The sequence below is a fragment of the Pseudomonas sp. 21615526 genome (assembly GCF_013386245.1).
Classification (GTDB): Bacteria; Pseudomonadota; Gammaproteobacteria; order Pseudomonadales; family Pseudomonadaceae; genus Aquipseudomonas.
The window spans coordinates 1-14,131 of record NZ_JACAOM010000122.1 but is presented as its reverse complement, the minus strand read 5'-3'; the positions used below and the strand labels follow the sequence as shown (position 1 = coordinate 14,131).

The window sequence follows — 14,131 nt, the reverse complement described above, 5'->3', positions numbered from 1 at the left end:
AGTGATGATGAAATTTGTGGAGTGAGTGAGGAGAGGATTGTGACGACGATCGAAAATGCAGCAATGGCGGTTATTGAGTTCTGGAAACAGGCGGGGCCCAAGCTGTGGTTTGCCAAGGATGAAGGGTTTGACCGGCGTTTTCGCGAGGCTTTCTACACCACGCATTTGCAGGCGGCCCGGCGCGAACTGGAGAGCTGGATGCAAACGCCGGAGGGCGCGCTGGCGTTGCTGTTGCTGCTGGACCAGTTCCCGCGCAATACCTTCCGTGGCACGGCGCATATGTTCGCCACCGACCCGCTGGCGCGTTTGTACGCGCGGCAGATGGTCGAGGCGGGGATGGACAAGTCGATCGAAACCCCGTTGCGGGCGTTTTGTTATTTGCCCTTCGAGCATTCTGAAGATCCCGGGGATCAACAGCTGTCGGTGGCCCTGAACAAGGACCTTGATGCCAATACCTACCGCTGGGCCAAGGAGCACGCCCGCATCATCGAGCGGTTCGGGCGCTTTCCTCATCGTAATGAGGTGTTGGCCAGGGTCACGACAGAGGAGGAGCGGGCGTTCCTGGAGGACGGTGGCTTTTCGGGCTAGGCCTCGGGTTCAGCCACTAAGTCTCTGACGCCCGCCTGGCGAAAACGCCGCACCCCCTTGAGATCAATCGCCCAGCGCAACGCTTCAGTCGCCGACGGACGTTCGCCTTGGGTAATCGCCGCGTCATCGGTGGTCAGTTTATTCAGGTAGCCCTTGGCGCCGCCGCGTTCGCTCCAGTAATGGGTGTGGCTGAGCCAGGAGCTGGCGAGCCAGCCTTTCCATTTGCCCACGCTGACCGGCAGGTCCAGTACGCCGGGGCCCATCACCGGGCTGACCGGGCCGCCGACGACGTCGCCAAACAGGCCTAGGGGCGCGGGGAAGTAGAGGTTGGTCCAACGGGTCACGGCGAAGGCCGCGGCATGGTGCAAATACAGGGGTGAAAATGGGCGACCGCCCACCGTGACGGGCAGCCGGCCGCTGTAGCCGTAGCCCTTATCGTCGAGCGTCGGCGGGCAGGCGGGGGCTTCGCGGCGTTCGATGCGGCGCTGGAAGTCGCTCACGCTGCGGCCCAGCAACAGGCTGGCGTGGGCCATCGGGCTGCCGAGGGTGACGAGGTCGGTGATACGCCACGGGTTGCCGAGGTTGCGTTGTTCGATAAAGGCTTCGGCTTGCTGTTCGCGGAACCTGAGGAGGCTTTGCAGGCGGCCGTCGAGGGCGTTTCCAGCCTTTGGCAGCGTGTCCTGGACCACCGGTTGCAGTCGCTCGTGGTTGGCGTAGCGGGCGGCGAGTTCCGGGCCGCCGGGGCGTAACTGATCGTGATGCTCGTGCCACAGGTAGCCGACGATGTCGTAGGCAATCACGCTGCCCAAACTGTGGCCGACGACGATGATGCGGTCGTAATCACCCTTGTCATGCAGGGCGCGCAGCAGGTCGACGCCATCGGCGCGGATCTGTTCGCGCACCACCACGTTCTGCGGGTTGGGGCTCAGGTAGCGGGCGGCATCGCCAAGGTACGACAGTGCCGAGTACTTCAGGGCCAGGCCGATCACCGCCAGCAGCACCGGGATCAGGGCGAAGGGGTTGTCGCTGTGGGGGAATCGGCCATACAGCGTCGCCAGGGTTCCGCTGACCAGCAGCACGAGCAGGGCCAGCAAGGCCCAGCGCGTGGCGCGCCAGATCGGCACGATGGCCGTCGGGATATCCCGGCGCGGGCGCTTGAAAATGTCCCATAGCCAACTGAGCAGGTGCCCGACCTTGGTGCCCTGCATCTTGTGGGCCCAGTAGTACTCGTAGAAATCGGTGGTGTTGCGACCCGCCGACTTCAACACGCGCAAATCGAAGTTGCGCGAAAACCGGTCGGGTTTGCTCCAGTAGAAAGGCGTCGCCTCGGGGGTGTCCGCCGGGATCGCCGCTTCGACGAAGCCACGCAGGGTATCCATCGGGCGCTGCTCGCCGATTCCGTGGATGACGACAACCGCTTGTTTCATCTAGTGATCGTTCCTTGATCCGCTTTTCGGGGCGTTACGGGTGGGGTTCAAGGGGCCATAGTATTGCCATTATCGATGGTATTCCAGCCAGGAATGCCCCCATAAAAACCGCGCATTTCATTTGCGCGGCGCGATCTCGTAGTGTGGTGCTCCCACCAAGGAGATGTCGCCGTGAACCATCGCCCGCTGAGCCTGTACGTTGACGCCCATTTCACCAGTCCCTACGCGATGTCGGTGTTTGTGACCCTGCGGGAAAAGGGCCTTGAATTTGAACTGCTCACCTTGAACCTCGACACGGCCGAGAACCAGACTGACGCGTACACGCACTTGTCGCTGACGGGGCGCGTACCGACCCTGGTGCAGGGTGAGTTTGCGCTGTCCGAGTCGTTGGCGATTACCGAGTACCTGGAGGATGTGTTCCCGCAGGTGCCGGTGTACCCGGCCGAACCCCGCCAGCGGGCGAGGGCGCGGCAGGTGCAGGCGTGGTTGCGCAGTGACTTGATGCCGATTCGGCAGGAACGCTCGACCCTGGTGGTGTTTTACGGGCTCAAGGGCGAACCGCTGTCGCCGGTTGCTGAAGCAGCGGCCCACACGCTGATCAACGCGGCGCAGGCGCTGTTGGCCGACGGCCGCGACTACCTGTTCGGCGCGTGGTCGATTGCCGACGTGGACTTGGCCGTGATGCTCAACCGGCTGATCCTCAACGGTGACAGCGTGCCCGCCAACCTGGTGGCGTATGCCCAGCACCAATGGCAACGGCCTTCGGTCCAGGAATGGGTCAAGCAGGCACGACCGTCGCTGTAGTCAAACTCCTCAATTACAAAGTGAATCCTGGTCCATGAATATACTGTCGAGTGACTCCCGCCTGCCGTTGTATCAGCGTTTTCGGGATCATCTGATTGAGCAGATTGCCAATAATCACTGGCGTGCCGGTGCGGCTATTCCCCCTGAAGCGGTGTTGTCCACCCAGTACCAGCTGTCTACCGGCACCGTGCGTAAAGCGATCGAGGCATTGGTGGGCGAGGGCATTCTGGAGCGCCAGCAGGGCCGTGGTACGTTTGTGCGCCGCCCGAAGTTTCAGTCGTCGTTGTTCCGGTGTTTCCGCTTCCAGGGCCCGGGCGGTGAATGCCAGCTGCCGCAGAGCCGGATCCTGTCGGTCAAGCCGGTGAAGGCGCCGTTGTCGGTGAGCGAGGTGCTGGGGCTGGCAGCGGATGCGCCGGTAATCTGCATCGTGCGGGTACACGTGCTGGACACCGGGCCAGTGCTGGCCGAGGAAATCTGGCTGCCGCGCGAGCGGTTCCAGGCGCTGCTGGACGTGGATCTGACCCGGCAGGGATTGCTGTTGTACCCCACTTACGAAGAAGTCTGCGGGCAAGTAGTCGCTTCTGCCGAGGAAGCCCTCACCGCCGAGTCCATCGATGACGTGTGGGCCCGCTGGTTGCAGGTGCCGGTGGGCAGCCCGGTGATGGTGATCGAGCGGCTGGCCCGGGATTACGCCGGCCAACCCCTGGAGTTGCGACGCGGCCGTGGCCACGCCGAACATTTCCGTTATCGCGTGGATATACGCTGAGCTTGAGGCGCGGTGCTATTCGGCTTTGAGCAGCACCAGCCAGCTTTGCACCACCCGGCGGTCAAGGTCTTCCCAGTCGGCCATGCCCAGCACCCGGGTGGTGTTCAAACCGCGCAAGTAGCCACGCAATTGCTGGGCAATCGCGTAGACCACTTCCGGTTCGGCGGCGTTGTCCAGCAGCACTTCCTCATAGTCGACCAGGTAATCGGCAACCCGCTCGCGAAACTCCGGAAGCACAGCTTCACGGATGCGATCGAAGGTTTTCTGGTGGGGCTTCATAGGCGTTCCTTATCATTTTGTGTGAGGCGGCCTGCACGACACTATTGCTCTAGATAATAGTCACCATCAAGTATTGCGAGTTCTGTTTTTCTGAAAAAGGAGGACAATTGCCATCATTGAACATGATGTGCAAGGACCCTGCGATGAGGACTTTTACCGGTTTGGCCCTGGTGGCGCTGCTGATGAGCACAATGGTTGGCTCTGCGTCGGCCGGGGGGCTTCAAGCCAGCCACCTGGCGCCAATCGTCGCCAGCCCGGTCGGGTTGCAGCATTCGCAATCGGTCGGCGTGCTCTACAGCGACAACACCCTCGACAACCTTGAGTACCTGGCGCGCTACCACGCCATGGCGGTCAATGGTGCCAAGGGCCAGCTGGACGAGCAGATTCGCCAGGCCTTCGTCGACAGTTCCGACCCGGACCTGGCGATTGACTGGCTGATGGCTTCGTTGCGGCACACCTTTGCCTCGGTCACCCGTTACGACAACCTTGATGCGCTGTTGCAGGCGCACCCGGATGTGGTGGTGATGCTCGATACCTACAACCAATTGCTGACCCAGCGTAATGATCGGGTGGAAGCGCGGTTTGTTGCCAAGTTCTATGACCTTGACCTGCAATACATCGCCAAAGCCGAGGGTTCGATGCAAATGCACTTGCCTAATGTGTGGGTACATGACAAAACGGCGCCCCAGATCGCTGCACAGATTGGGCAGCAGCGCGACGTTCAGTTGAACGCATTAAAGCAGTTCGATGCCTCGCTCAAGGCGTTGGTCGCTGCCGGTTAGCCCACTTCGTTTATTTTTCAGGAATTTTTATGCGCGTGTTGTTAGTGCCAGCGATGGCTTCTGCTTCTTTATTGATGACGGGCTGTGCATCCGCCCCCAATGCCCCAACCCTTACCCTGCAAACCGCCAAGGACCCTGAAGCCTACGTGCAGTGCGTGGTGCCCAAGTTCGAGAAAAACGGCATGACCTCCACGGTCACGCAGAATTCGCGGCATGCCCGGATCGTGGTGAGCAGCAAGATCGCCGCGGACAACATCCTCGAAGTCTACAAGTCCCAGGACGGCGGCAAGGTGTTCCTGTACGAGCGCAAGCCGTTGGCATCGACGTTCAAGCCGTCGCGGTTCGAGCATGCGGCGCAGGATTGCCTGTAATCGACGAGCGAGGATCTGATGTGGGAGCTGTCGAGCTTTAGCGAGGCTGCGATGGCATCGCTGCGGTATGACAGTGACACCGAGGTGATCCCATCGCAGCCTCGCTTAAGCTCGACAGCTCCCACAGTTGATCTTCATTGTCTTGAGCGAATGATTCAGCTCGGCTTTGGCTCGCTGCTGAACGTCTCGACCGCTTTCACCAACCCCTTGGCCGCCAACGCCACCAACTCACCGCCTTTTTGCGGGGTGGCCAGCGCCGGGTCTGAACCCATGCGCCCATCCGGGAAACGCGCGCGGAAGTCGCGGGCTTCGCGAATCGGCCCGGTGTTGGCGATTTGCGGCGAGTAGTCTGCCGACTTGATCGCGTCCGGGTAGGCCCATTGGGTCACGGCGATCTCCGACGGCGTGGCATGGCTGCCATGGCCCACCGGGAACTGCTGGTGCGCCAGCTCGTTCACGCCTTCCAGGTCCCACCAGTTGCACAGTTTCAGCGCATAACCCGACGGGCGCCCGCTGAAGCTGGCTTCGGCATACAGCTCGGAGAACGCCGCTTCGATCGAGGCGATATTGCCGCCGTGGCCATTGAGAAACAGGATCTTCTCGAAACCATGGCCTGCCAACGAGCGTACCCAATCACCAATCGCCGCGATAAAGGTCGAAGGGCGCAGGGAAATGGTGCCCGGGAAGCCCAGGTGATGCTGGGCCATGCCGATGTTGAAGGTCGGGCCGATCAGGATGTCGGCGTTCTTCTGCGCTTCATGGGCAATGATTTCCGGGCACATCCAGTCGGTGCCCAACAGGCCGGTGGGGCCGTGTTGTTCGTTGGAGCCGATGGGAATCACGATGCTGCGGCTGCGTTCCAGAAACTGGCCAATCTCGATCCAGGTGGATTGATGTAAAAGCATCTCAGGTTCTCTCTCTCATCAAGCCCAGGAACACGGTGGAGTTCCTGGTGGCGTGAGCCGCATGGTGCACGGCAACAGCGAGAGCATCAACCGCCTTTGACAGTACCGGCACTCGCCATCTGGCGCGGCTTGCAGTTGAGGTAAGCCGAGGACTTCAGCCAGCGCTGGTCGGGGTACCAGGAAAACATGAACTGGCCGTCCTTGAGTTTGTCCACCACCTGGCGCGCTACCTGCGGGCGTACGGCGGGGCAACCCTGGCTGCGGCCGATACGGCCTTCGCGCTTGCTCCACAACGGGCTTACATAGTCGGCGGCATGGATCACGATGGCGCGGTCCCGTGCACGGTCATTGAAACCCGGCTCCAGGCCGTCCATGCGCAGCGAGTAGCCGTGGGCGCCTTCGTAGCTCTCCTGGGTGCGGAACAAGCCAATGCTGGACTGGTAACTGCCTTCACGGTTGGAGAACTGGGTGGCGAAGTTTTCCCCGGATTTTTGTCCGTGGGCCACCAAATCCCGCAGCACTAATGTCTTCTTGCGCAGGTCGAAGATCCATAGGCGACGAGCGGTCGAAGGTTGGGAATAGTCGATCACCGCCAGCCGGTCGGACTGTTCGATGCCATTGCCCACCGCGCATTGCATGGCGCTCAAGGCTCTTTTCAGTACATCGGGGTTGAGTTCTGGAGCGGCGTGGGCGAGGCTGCTATACAGAGTAAGAGGTTTACCCGTGTCTGCGAGCGCAACGGTGCTCAGCGAGGCAAAGGTCGAGATGATCAGGCCGAGTCGGCAGCAAAAGGTCAGCATGTATAAAGCATCTCCGCCGTGGATGGGAGCTAAGCGATTGTTCAAAAAACACGCATGTTACTTGAGCATTTGCCTGCTCGTTGCACCGCTGGTCGCGACAGCCGAAGACCTGTTGGTGGTGTCGCCGGCCCCGGTGCAATTGGCGCTCTCGCAATTGTCGACCGTTTGCCCAGGCCCGGCCGGGCAGGTCGATGCGCCTTCCCTGGCGCGTTTGCAGGCGTTTTATCAGCAGCAGGGCGACGTGGTGCTGTGGTCCGAGGGGGATCGCCGCGCCGCATTGCTAGCCCAACTGCAGTTGCTGGCCGACGATGGCCTGGACCCGACTCACTATAGACTGCCCCCGGCGGATGCCACGGGGAACGTGCTGTGCATCGATATCGGTACCAGCCAGCAGTACCTGCAAGCCCTGCAGGACCTGCATTTCGGCCGCTTGCAGCAGTCGCGCTTCGAGCCCGTCTGGCATTCGCAACCGGCCCCGGACCCCGACACCCAATTGCTGGCCATGGCCGAGGCCGGCATGCAGAACGTCGCCCAAGCCTTCGACCAGGCCCGCCCGAGCGCGCCGCTATACCTTGGCCTGCGCAGTGCCTACGCCGCCTTGCGCCAGCAACCGTTGCAGCATTGGGAGGCCGTGGCCAGCGGCCCGTTGTTGCGCCCAGGCATGGACGATTCGCGGGTGCCGCAACTGGCGCGGCGAATGGTCAATGGCGGCTACCTGAGCGCCACCTCCGCGGGGACGCAATACCGTGGCGAGTTGGTCAACGCGGTCAAGACCTTCCAGCAAAGTCATTCCCTGCAAGCCGACGGCGTGATCGGCCCCGGCACGGTCACCGAGCTGAACATCAGCCCGGCGATTCGCCGCGAACAATTGCGCATCAACCTTGAACGGTTTCGCTGGCTGTCCCGGGACCTGGAACCCGAGGGCGTGCTGGTGAACGTGGCAGCGGCGCAACTGAGCTTCTACCAGGGTGGCGTGCCCGTGTGGCAAACCCGCCTGCAAGTCGGCCGCGCCGACCGCCAGACGCCGCTGCTGAAGTCGCGCATCACCCGGCTGACCCTGAACCCCACCTGGACCATCCCGCCCACCATCATGCGCGAGGACAAGCTGCCGGCGATCCGCCTGAACCCCGAATACCTGCGCCAGCAGAACCTGCAAGTGCTCGACAGCCAGGGCAACTCGCTGGCACCGGAACAGGTCGACTGGTCGCACCCCGGCAACATCCTGCTGCGCCAGGGCGCCGGCCCGCGCAACCCGCTGGGCCGGATCGTGCTGCGCTTTCCCAACCCGTATTCGGTGTACCTGCACGACACGCCGAGCCAGCCGCTGTTCTCCAAGGGCCCGCGGGCCTTCAGTTCGGGATGTGTGAGGGTTGAGCAGCCGCTGCTGTTGCGCGACTTCCTGGTGAGCCCGGCGGAGAAGATCCGCACCGAAGAATTGCTGGCGACGGAAACCACCCACGAGTTCCGGCTCGCGACGCCGGTACCGGTGCTGCTGGGGTATTGGACGGTGCAGGTCGATGGCAAGGGCGCGTTGCTCTACGCGCCGGACATTTACGGGCGCGACCCGGTGTTGATGAAAGCGTTGGAGAGTGCGCTCTAGGCGCTTAGCTGAGCGTTGATCATCGTCAGCGCCTCATGGGGAGGCAAGCGCGCCGTATCGACGGTCAATGGCGACTCGGCCCATGGCTCATATTCATGGGCCAGGACGGACTGCCAGGTGGGCGGCGTGAGCCCCGGAATATCGCTGGTGCGTGATTCCACGCGACGTTGGTGTTCGTGTGGGTCGGAGCACACCACCTGGATATTCACCAGCGGCTTACCGGCGCTTAGCGCAGTGTCGCTCCACGCCTGACGACTTTCAGCCACCGGGTTAACGCAATCGACGACAACCGTGTGGCCCAGCAACAGGTTGCTCAACGCCAGCGCATTGGCCACCTGGTAACCGCTGCTGCCCACGCCTTGCTCCAGTACCCCTGCATCGCGGATGGCCTGCTCGATGGTGTCGATGCGCAGATACACGGCGCCGGATTGGCCGGCAAGGGCCTTGGCAATCGTGGTCTTCCCAGTGCCGGGCAGGCCGCTGAACACAATAAGCATGGTCGATCCTTCGAAGGGGTGAGTCGGCTCAGTCTACCGGGCGACTCACTTCAAATAACAGGCGCTGATCCAGTCCGAAGGCTTGGGCGCGAGTTGTTCGGCCACCGGCAGATACCGGGCGTCCAACTGCGCCGCCAGCCAGTACAGCGTATTGCTGCTTTTCGGGTTCCATTCGCCGCTGTAGCCAGGCTCACCTACGCGGGCCCGGTCCCGGTCGAACTGCACGTGGGTATGCACGAACTCTTCGTGGCTGCGCTGGCCTTTGGCATACGGCGCCAGCCAGTCCAGTGCTTCGCTCAGCGAGCCACCGTGGGGCGCGGTGACGTCCAGCCAGTTGCCGCCAATGCCGTAGGGCTTGGCCGCCAGCGCGGCCTGCACCAGCGGCTCCAGGTCGTAGACCACATAGTGCAGGGCGTCACGGTCCTGGAAGTCGCTCACCGAGCCGTCGGGCAGTACGTTGTCGTTGATCTGTTGCCGGAACAGCTGGAAGGCCTGTTCGAGCATCTCGCGGTCGCCCAGTGCGGCGGCGGCCACCGTGACCAGTTTTACGCGGTGGCTCTGCCAGTTATTGGTGTTGGTGGCTTTCTTTTCGCCGTGGAACTGCTTGATGCGCTCGATATAGCCATTGCCCAGGTGGGTCAGCAGCGCGCGGGTGGCGTCGCGGGTCTGGGGGCGAAGGTCGCTGGCGGTGAGGGCGTAGGCGCTGATCAGCATGTCGAGGTTGGTTTCGTCGATCGGGTTGAAGTCCGGCTGGTAGGTGCTGGCCCACGCGCTCAGGTAGTCATCCACTTGCTTGAGGTAGCGCGTGTCACGGCTCAGGCGCCAGGCCAGGGCCGCCTGGCGCATGACTGGCCAATCCTTCTCGGCGGCGATGCTTTGCTCGCGGATGCCGTGGTTCGGCAGGGTACCTTCGGTGTGCAGATGGGGCAGGGCGTCGGGCTGGTCGCCGAGGTGGCGCTGGGCGGCAGCCAGCAGCGATTTGGAGGTCGGATTCGAGGTGGCGGGCTGGCAGGCACTCAGGACCTGGGGCGCGGCAAAGGCGGCGTTGGCGAACGCGGCGAGCAGCGCGGCGAGGGCCACGGTGTGCAGAGGGCGTTGTAGCATGCTGTTCCTCAGGGATGGATTGACCCGGGCGGGGCAAAGTCACGCTACCATGCCCGTGATGGGAATTTGATGAAATACCCGCCAGCCCTCTATCCTAGCCCGCCAAGCCCGGTCGAGAACAGGACGCCCCATGACTTTGCAGTTCGTGAAGATGCACGCCCACGGTGATGATTTCATCGTGATCGACCGGCGCGGCCAGCATGACCCGATCACCGCTGAAATCGCCCGCCGCCTGGGTGACCGTCATCGCGGCATCGGCTTCAATCAATTGGCCGTGGTGCTCGACTGCACTGACGCGGCCGCCCGTATCAAATTCTGGAACCCCAACGGCACCCCGCTCGACACCTGCGGCAGCGCCACCCGCGGGGTTGCAGACATGCTGATGCGCGAAGCCGGCACTGCCACCCTCGTGCTGCGAACCAACCGGGGGCTGCTGACCTGCGTGCGCGAATCGGGACAGCGGGTGTCGGTGGACATGGGGCTGCCTTCATTGGGCTGGGAAAAAATTCCGCTGGCGCAGGCGATGGACACCGAACGCTTGCCGCTGGAGGGCGACCCGGCGGCGTGCAGCATGGGCAACCCGCATTGCACCTTCTTTGTCGACGACCTGGCGGCGGTCGATATCGCGACGCTTGGGCCGTCGTTGGAAACCCACCCGCTGTTCCCCAACAAGACCAACGTGCATTTCGTGCAAGTGCTGGATCGCAGCCATATCCGCCTGCGCATCTGGGAGCGGGGCGGCGGCATCCCGCAGGGCTCGGGCTCGTGCTGTTGTGGCGCGGTGGTCAACGGGATTCGTCGTGGGCTGCTGGATGACACCGTCGACGTGCAATGCGATGGCGGTACCGTGACGGTGCATTGGGATGGGCGTGGCGGCGTGGTGTTGACGGGGTCAGTCCAAACCGTTGTTCACGGCACTGTGGCTGCCGCGCTCATGGGTGGCGCAATGGAAAGTGCACACTGAAGGTAGTGCCCCGGTCCGGGCTTGAGCTCACCGAAACACCTCCATCATGGGCCTTGGCAATTTCCCGCACGATAAACAGCCCCAGGCCAACGCTACGCACCTCACTGTCCTGCTCCGTGCCTCGGGTCATGGGCTCAAACAAGCCGGCCATCAACGCTTCGGGAATCGCCGGGCCGTGGTTGTGCACCGAGAGCCGGCTCTCTTGTGCGTCCTGGTGCGAGGTGACGGTAATCGGCTGTTGCAGGTCGCCGTACGCCACGCTGTTGGCCACCAGGTTGCCGATGATTTGTTGTATGCGGTCGGCATCCAGGAACGTGCGGGCGCTGCCCGTGGCGTGATGTTCGAGGGTCGCCGTGGGGAACGCCACTTGCAACTCGTCGAGACTGTCACGGGTGACGGCGTGCAGGTCGAGTGCTACGGGATTGATGCTGATGCCCTGGCCGACTCTGGCCTGGGTGAAGTCCAGCAAGTCGGCGATCATCCGCTGCGCCCGTTCGGTGGACAGGCCGATATGCCCCAGGAGTTGGCGCTCCTTGGGGCTGCGCTCGCCACGGGCGAGGAACTCCGAGGCCATCTTGATCGCGGTAAGCGGGTTCTTCAGGTCATGGCTGACAATCGCGACCATCTGCTCGGCAAACAGCGCCCGGCGCTGGGCGATTTCATAGGCGCTGCTCAGTTCGGCCTGGGCCTGATGCAGCGCGACTTCAGCGGCGGTCTTTTCCTGCAACAAGGCTTCAGCCAGTTTGCGCGCGTTGAGCAGCTCGCGCTCGTACTTGTCGCGGTCGGTGGTGCCGAAGAGGGCCAGTTCGTTATAGGCAATGCCGGCATGTTCGTACCTGACGCCGTTGAGCAATACCGTGACGGTGCGCCGGTCACGGTGCAGCAGGTCGAGTTTTACTTCAGCGATGGAGCCCTGCATTTTCATCAGCGGCCCCAGGTGCGTCTGATGGAAGATCCGTCCGCCCATCGTCAGCAAGTCCTGAAACCGCCGTTCTTTCAACTCCTCGACGCTGAAGCCGGTCCAGTCGCTGAAGCACTGGTTGGCCTGCACGATGGTGCCGTCTTCCCGGGTGACTACCAAGGCGCAGGGCGCACCGTCGAACAAACGTTGAGAGTCCGGCAACGACAGGTTATCGGCTGGCATCGGCACCCACCCATGGCAACAGGAAACTGTCCATGGCCGCTGAGCAGGCGCCAGGTGCGCTCATGTGCGGGCAATGCCCCACGTTATCGACCAGGCAATACGTGCTGGCGGGCAACGCCGCGTGCAGGTATTCACCCACGCAGACCGGTGCGATCAAGTCATCGGTGGATTGCAGAATCAGGGTGGGGGTCATCAGGCCCGCGATGTCCTGGCGGTTGTCCGACAGGAAGGTTACCCGTGCGAAGCGCTTGGCGATGTCCGGCTCGGTGCGGCAGAAACTGTTGGTCAGTTCTTCGCCGAGGGCAGGTTGCCCGGGTGCGCCCATGATTACCGGGGCCATGGTGCTGGACCAGCCGAGGTAATTGCTGTCGAGGGTATCGAGCAACGAATGGATATCGTCGAGGGTGAACCCGCCCGTGTAGTCACCGGAATCGATATAGCACGGCGAAGGACCGATCATCACATGGGCGGCGATTGTTCCGGGCGCCTGGCGATCGGCCAGGGCGCCGATCATCGCGCTGACGGAGTGCCCCACCAGCACCACCGGGCCCACGGCGTATTCATCAACAATCTCGCCCAAGTCATGGGCGTAGCCGGCGAGTGAGCTGTATTTTTCGCTGTCGTACGCGCCTAGGTCGGACTGGCCAGCCCCCACCAGGTCATACAGCACCACACGGAAACGCCCGGTGAAGTGAGGAAACAGATAATTCCACATGGTCTGATCACACCCGAAGCCATGGGAGAAAACCAGGGTCGTGGGACCGCTGCCATACACCCTGACGTTGTTGCGCTGCTGAAGGTCCATGGCGTTCTCGTGTAGGGCGTGTGTGGGGGTGGCGTAAGTCTAGATAGTCGGTGGCGTCGGGTCACCTGTTTATAGCGTCGATAGGGTAAAGTCGGCCGATTCAGGATGAAACTTCAGGTAACAAAACATGATGGTGTTCCTACGGCAATGTGTCTTGGGCTTGCTACTGATCGTTTCCGGCTCGCAGGTGTGGGCCGATACCGTTCCCCCGGCGCCGGTCACGGTTGCGCTGGACCAGCGCGTGATCGACCTGACCCAAACCCTCGACGCTGCCACTCAATCCCGCATGACCACGCAACTTGCCGGTCTGGAACAACGCAAGGGCGCACAGGTGGCGGTGATGCTGCTGCCGAGCACCCAGGGCGTTGGCATCGAGGACTTCGCCAACCAACTGTTCCGTGCCTGGAAACTGGGGCGCAAGGACGTCAACGACGGCATCCTGCTGCTGGTGGCGAAGGACGATCGCAAGGTTAGGATCGAAGTCGGTTACGGCCTGGAAGGCGTGGTCACCGACCTGCTGGCCCACCGCATCATCGAAGAACACATCACCCCGGCCTTTCGCCAGGGCGATTACGCCGGCGGCGTGCAGCAGGCGGTGGACGACCTGACGCTATTGGTGGACGGCGGCAACTTGCCCGAGGTGGCCAAGGCCGGGGTTGCGCCTGAAGCGTATGCGGTGCTCCTGGCGTTCATGTTTGGCGGGGTGGTCGGGGTATTGATGGGGGCCGAAAAACTCCCTTGGCGCCGGGCCCTGATGGCGGTGGTCGGTGTCACCGTGGTGCTGGTCGCGGTGGCGGGCGGCAAGGACTGGCCGGTCTATTTGCTGTTGCTGCCCCTGTGCATGTTGATCGGTGGCGCTACTTTCGGCGCGTTGTGGCAGGCGAGGGCGGCGTTTTATACCGTGCTGGTGCTGTTGGGCTATATCGCCGGCGTGCTGCTGACCGATAACTTCGTGCGCGAGATATCCCTTATTCACTGGCTGGCTTATCCATTCGCAGGGTTGCTGGTCCTGGGCCTGTATCTGGGCCTGTTCCTGGTGATGAAGAGCATGTGGCAAGAGAGCCAGGTGGGCTTTATCGCGCGGCTGTTGGCGGTGCTGGTGGTGTACGGGATCGTGGGGGCATTGATTGACAAGGGCGCCACGGGATGGCTGCTGGCGTTTCCATTCGCTTCGTTCGCGGCGCTGTTCATCTTTGCTCACGGTATCAGCGGCGGGTCGGGGTCTGGTGGGGGCTCCAGCTCCTCCGGTTCGAGCTCCAGTTCCAGCAGCAGCTCATCGGGTGGTGGTGGTTCCA

16 protein-coding genes are annotated in these 14,131 nt (G+C 62.6%); 8 read left to right on the top strand and 8 right to left on the bottom strand.

Annotated elements, in window-relative coordinates; all coding sequences use genetic code 11:
- Positions 1 to 63 precede the first annotated feature (63 nt).
- Positions 64 to 588 carry a DUF924 family protein gene (locus HX786_RS27135; RefSeq protein WP_008435398.1) on the top strand — a complete coding sequence of 175 codons (525 nt, stop codon included), beginning with the start codon at positions 64 to 66 and terminating at the stop codon, positions 586 to 588.
- On the opposite strand, the gene HX786_RS27130 is transcribed toward HX786_RS27135, so the two are convergent.
- The gene (locus HX786_RS27130; RefSeq protein WP_178912859.1) at positions 585 to 2,015 is read right to left on the bottom strand and encodes a hypothetical protein; all 1,431 of its coding nucleotides are present in this window, start codon (positions 2,013 to 2,015) and stop codon (positions 585 to 587) included. The genes HX786_RS27135 and HX786_RS27130 overlap by 4 nt on opposite strands.
- Positions 2,016 to 2,186: 171 nt before the next feature.
- Between HX786_RS27130 and yfcF the strand changes: the two genes are divergently transcribed.
- Both yfcF and HX786_RS27120 read left to right on the top strand, forming a co-directional pair.
- Positions 2,187 to 2,819, top strand: a complete 633-nt coding sequence (yfcF, locus tag HX786_RS27125) for a glutathione transferase (protein WP_178912858.1) — start codon at positions 2,187 to 2,189, stop codon at positions 2,817 to 2,819.
- A gap of 34 nt (positions 2,820 to 2,853) precedes the next feature.
- Positions 2,854 to 3,585 carry a GntR family transcriptional regulator gene (locus HX786_RS27120; RefSeq protein ID WP_003210205.1) on the top strand — a complete coding sequence of 244 codons (732 nt, stop codon included), beginning with the start codon at positions 2,854 to 2,856 and terminating at the stop codon, positions 3,583 to 3,585.
- Positions 3,586 to 3,600: 15 nt separating this feature from the next.
- Here HX786_RS27120 and HX786_RS27115 read toward each other — a convergent pair whose 3' ends face one another.
- Complete coding sequence (locus HX786_RS27115; protein ID WP_008435390.1) at positions 3,601 to 3,864, bottom strand: hypothetical protein; 264 nt, start codon at positions 3,862 to 3,864, stop codon at positions 3,601 to 3,603.
- Between the two features lie 143 nt (positions 3,865 to 4,007).
- Between HX786_RS27115 and HX786_RS27110 the strand changes: the two genes are divergently transcribed.
- Together HX786_RS27110 and HX786_RS27105 are read left to right on the top strand one after the other, a co-directional pair.
- Positions 4,008 to 4,646: a hypothetical protein gene (locus HX786_RS27110; RefSeq protein WP_023658765.1), complete on the top strand. Its 639-nt coding sequence runs from the start codon at positions 4,008 to 4,010 to the stop codon at positions 4,644 to 4,646.
- A 29-nt stretch (positions 4,647 to 4,675) separates the two neighbouring features.
- Positions 4,676 to 5,017, top strand: a complete 342-nt coding sequence (locus HX786_RS27105; RefSeq protein WP_003210199.1) for a hypothetical protein — start codon at positions 4,676 to 4,678, stop codon at positions 5,015 to 5,017.
- A 155-nt stretch (positions 5,018 to 5,172) separates the two neighbouring features.
- Here HX786_RS27105 and HX786_RS27100 read toward each other — a convergent pair whose 3' ends face one another.
- Positions 5,173 to 5,922 (bottom strand): creatininase family protein, encoded by a 750-nt coding sequence (locus tag HX786_RS27100; RefSeq protein ID WP_008435386.1) that lies wholly within the window; start codon positions 5,920 to 5,922, stop codon positions 5,173 to 5,175.
- Between the two features lie 86 nt (positions 5,923 to 6,008).
- Positions 6,009 to 6,722, bottom strand: a complete 714-nt coding sequence (locus HX786_RS27095) for a murein L,D-transpeptidase catalytic domain family protein (RefSeq protein WP_023658766.1) — start codon at positions 6,720 to 6,722, stop codon at positions 6,009 to 6,011.
- Positions 6,723 to 6,759: 37 nt separating this feature from the next.
- On the opposite strand from HX786_RS27095, the gene HX786_RS27090 reads away from it, so the two are divergent.
- Positions 6,760 to 8,322, top strand: coding sequence for a murein L,D-transpeptidase (locus HX786_RS27090; protein ID WP_178912857.1), 1,563 nt, complete (start codon positions 6,760 to 6,762; stop codon positions 8,320 to 8,322).
- Here the strand turns inward: HX786_RS27090 and HX786_RS27085 are convergent.
- Together HX786_RS27085 and HX786_RS27080 are read right to left on the bottom strand one after the other, a co-directional pair.
- On the bottom strand, positions 8,319 to 8,819 hold the full coding sequence (locus HX786_RS27085; protein WP_134326371.1) for an AAA family ATPase: 501 nt from the start codon (positions 8,817 to 8,819) through the stop codon (positions 8,319 to 8,321). The genes HX786_RS27090 and HX786_RS27085 overlap by 4 nt on opposite strands.
- A 45-nt stretch (positions 8,820 to 8,864) precedes the next feature.
- Positions 8,865 to 9,923 (bottom strand): alginate lyase family protein, encoded by a 1,059-nt coding sequence (locus HX786_RS27080; protein ID WP_177019944.1) that lies wholly within the window; start codon positions 9,921 to 9,923, stop codon positions 8,865 to 8,867.
- Positions 9,924 to 10,053: 130 nt separating this feature from the next.
- Here HX786_RS27080 and dapF point away from each other — a divergent pair, with 130 nt between their 5' ends.
- Entirely contained in the window at positions 10,054 to 10,887 is an 834-nt protein-coding gene (gene dapF / locus HX786_RS27075) for a diaminopimelate epimerase (protein WP_178912856.1), read from the top strand.
- Here dapF and HX786_RS27070 read toward each other — a convergent pair.
- Positions 10,856 to 12,031: a PAS domain-containing sensor histidine kinase gene (locus HX786_RS27070; RefSeq protein WP_178912855.1), complete on the bottom strand. Its 1,176-nt coding sequence runs from the start codon at positions 12,029 to 12,031 to the stop codon at positions 10,856 to 10,858. The genes dapF and HX786_RS27070 overlap by 32 nt on opposite strands.
- Complete coding sequence (locus tag HX786_RS27065; protein WP_134326375.1) at positions 12,018 to 12,836, bottom strand: alpha/beta fold hydrolase; 819 nt, start codon at positions 12,834 to 12,836, stop codon at positions 12,018 to 12,020. The genes HX786_RS27070 and HX786_RS27065 overlap by 14 nt, the downstream gene beginning before the upstream one ends.
- A 127-nt stretch (positions 12,837 to 12,963) precedes the next feature.
- Between HX786_RS27065 and HX786_RS27060 the strand changes: the two genes are divergently transcribed.
- On the top strand, positions 12,964 to 14,131 hold a 1,168-nt coding region (locus tag HX786_RS27060), incomplete at its 3' end, for a YgcG family protein (RefSeq protein ID WP_178912854.1).

Coding starts and splice junctions, on each gene's coding strand:
- HX786_RS27100 (WP_008435386.1), bottom strand. CDS start 5,922: ATGCTTTTACATCAATCCACCTGGATCGAGATTGGCCAGTTTCTGGAA.
- HX786_RS27115 (WP_008435390.1), bottom strand. CDS start 3,864: ATGAAGCCCCACCAGAAAACCTTCGATCGCATCCGTGAAGCTGTGCTT.
- HX786_RS27120 (WP_003210205.1), top strand. CDS start 2,854: ATGAATATACTGTCGAGTGACTCCCGCCTGCCGTTGTATCAGCGTTTT.
- HX786_RS27135 (WP_008435398.1), top strand. CDS start 64: ATGGCGGTTATTGAGTTCTGGAAACAGGCGGGGCCCAAGCTGTGGTTT.
- HX786_RS27095 (WP_023658766.1), bottom strand. CDS start 6,722: ATGCTGACCTTTTGCTGCCGACTCGGCCTGATCATCTCGACCTTTGCC.
- HX786_RS27110 (WP_023658765.1), top strand. CDS start 4,008: ATGAGGACTTTTACCGGTTTGGCCCTGGTGGCGCTGCTGATGAGCACA.
- HX786_RS27085 (WP_134326371.1), bottom strand. CDS start 8,819: ATGCTTATTGTGTTCAGCGGCCTGCCCGGCACTGGGAAGACCACGATT.
- dapF (WP_178912856.1), top strand. CDS start 10,054: ATGACTTTGCAGTTCGTGAAGATGCACGCCCACGGTGATGATTTCATC.
- HX786_RS27080 (WP_177019944.1), bottom strand. CDS start 9,923: ATGCTACAACGCCCTCTGCACACCGTGGCCCTCGCCGCGCTGCTCGCC.
- HX786_RS27065 (WP_134326375.1), bottom strand. CDS start 12,836: ATGGACCTTCAGCAGCGCAACAACGTCAGGGTGTATGGCAGCGGTCCC.
- HX786_RS27070 (WP_178912855.1), bottom strand. CDS start 12,031: ATGCCAGCCGATAACCTGTCGTTGCCGGACTCTCAACGTTTGTTCGAC.
- HX786_RS27130 (WP_178912859.1), bottom strand. CDS start 2,015: ATGAAACAAGCGGTTGTCGTCATCCACGGAATCGGCGAGCAGCGCCCG.
- HX786_RS27105 (WP_003210199.1), top strand. CDS start 4,676: ATGCGCGTGTTGTTAGTGCCAGCGATGGCTTCTGCTTCTTTATTGATG.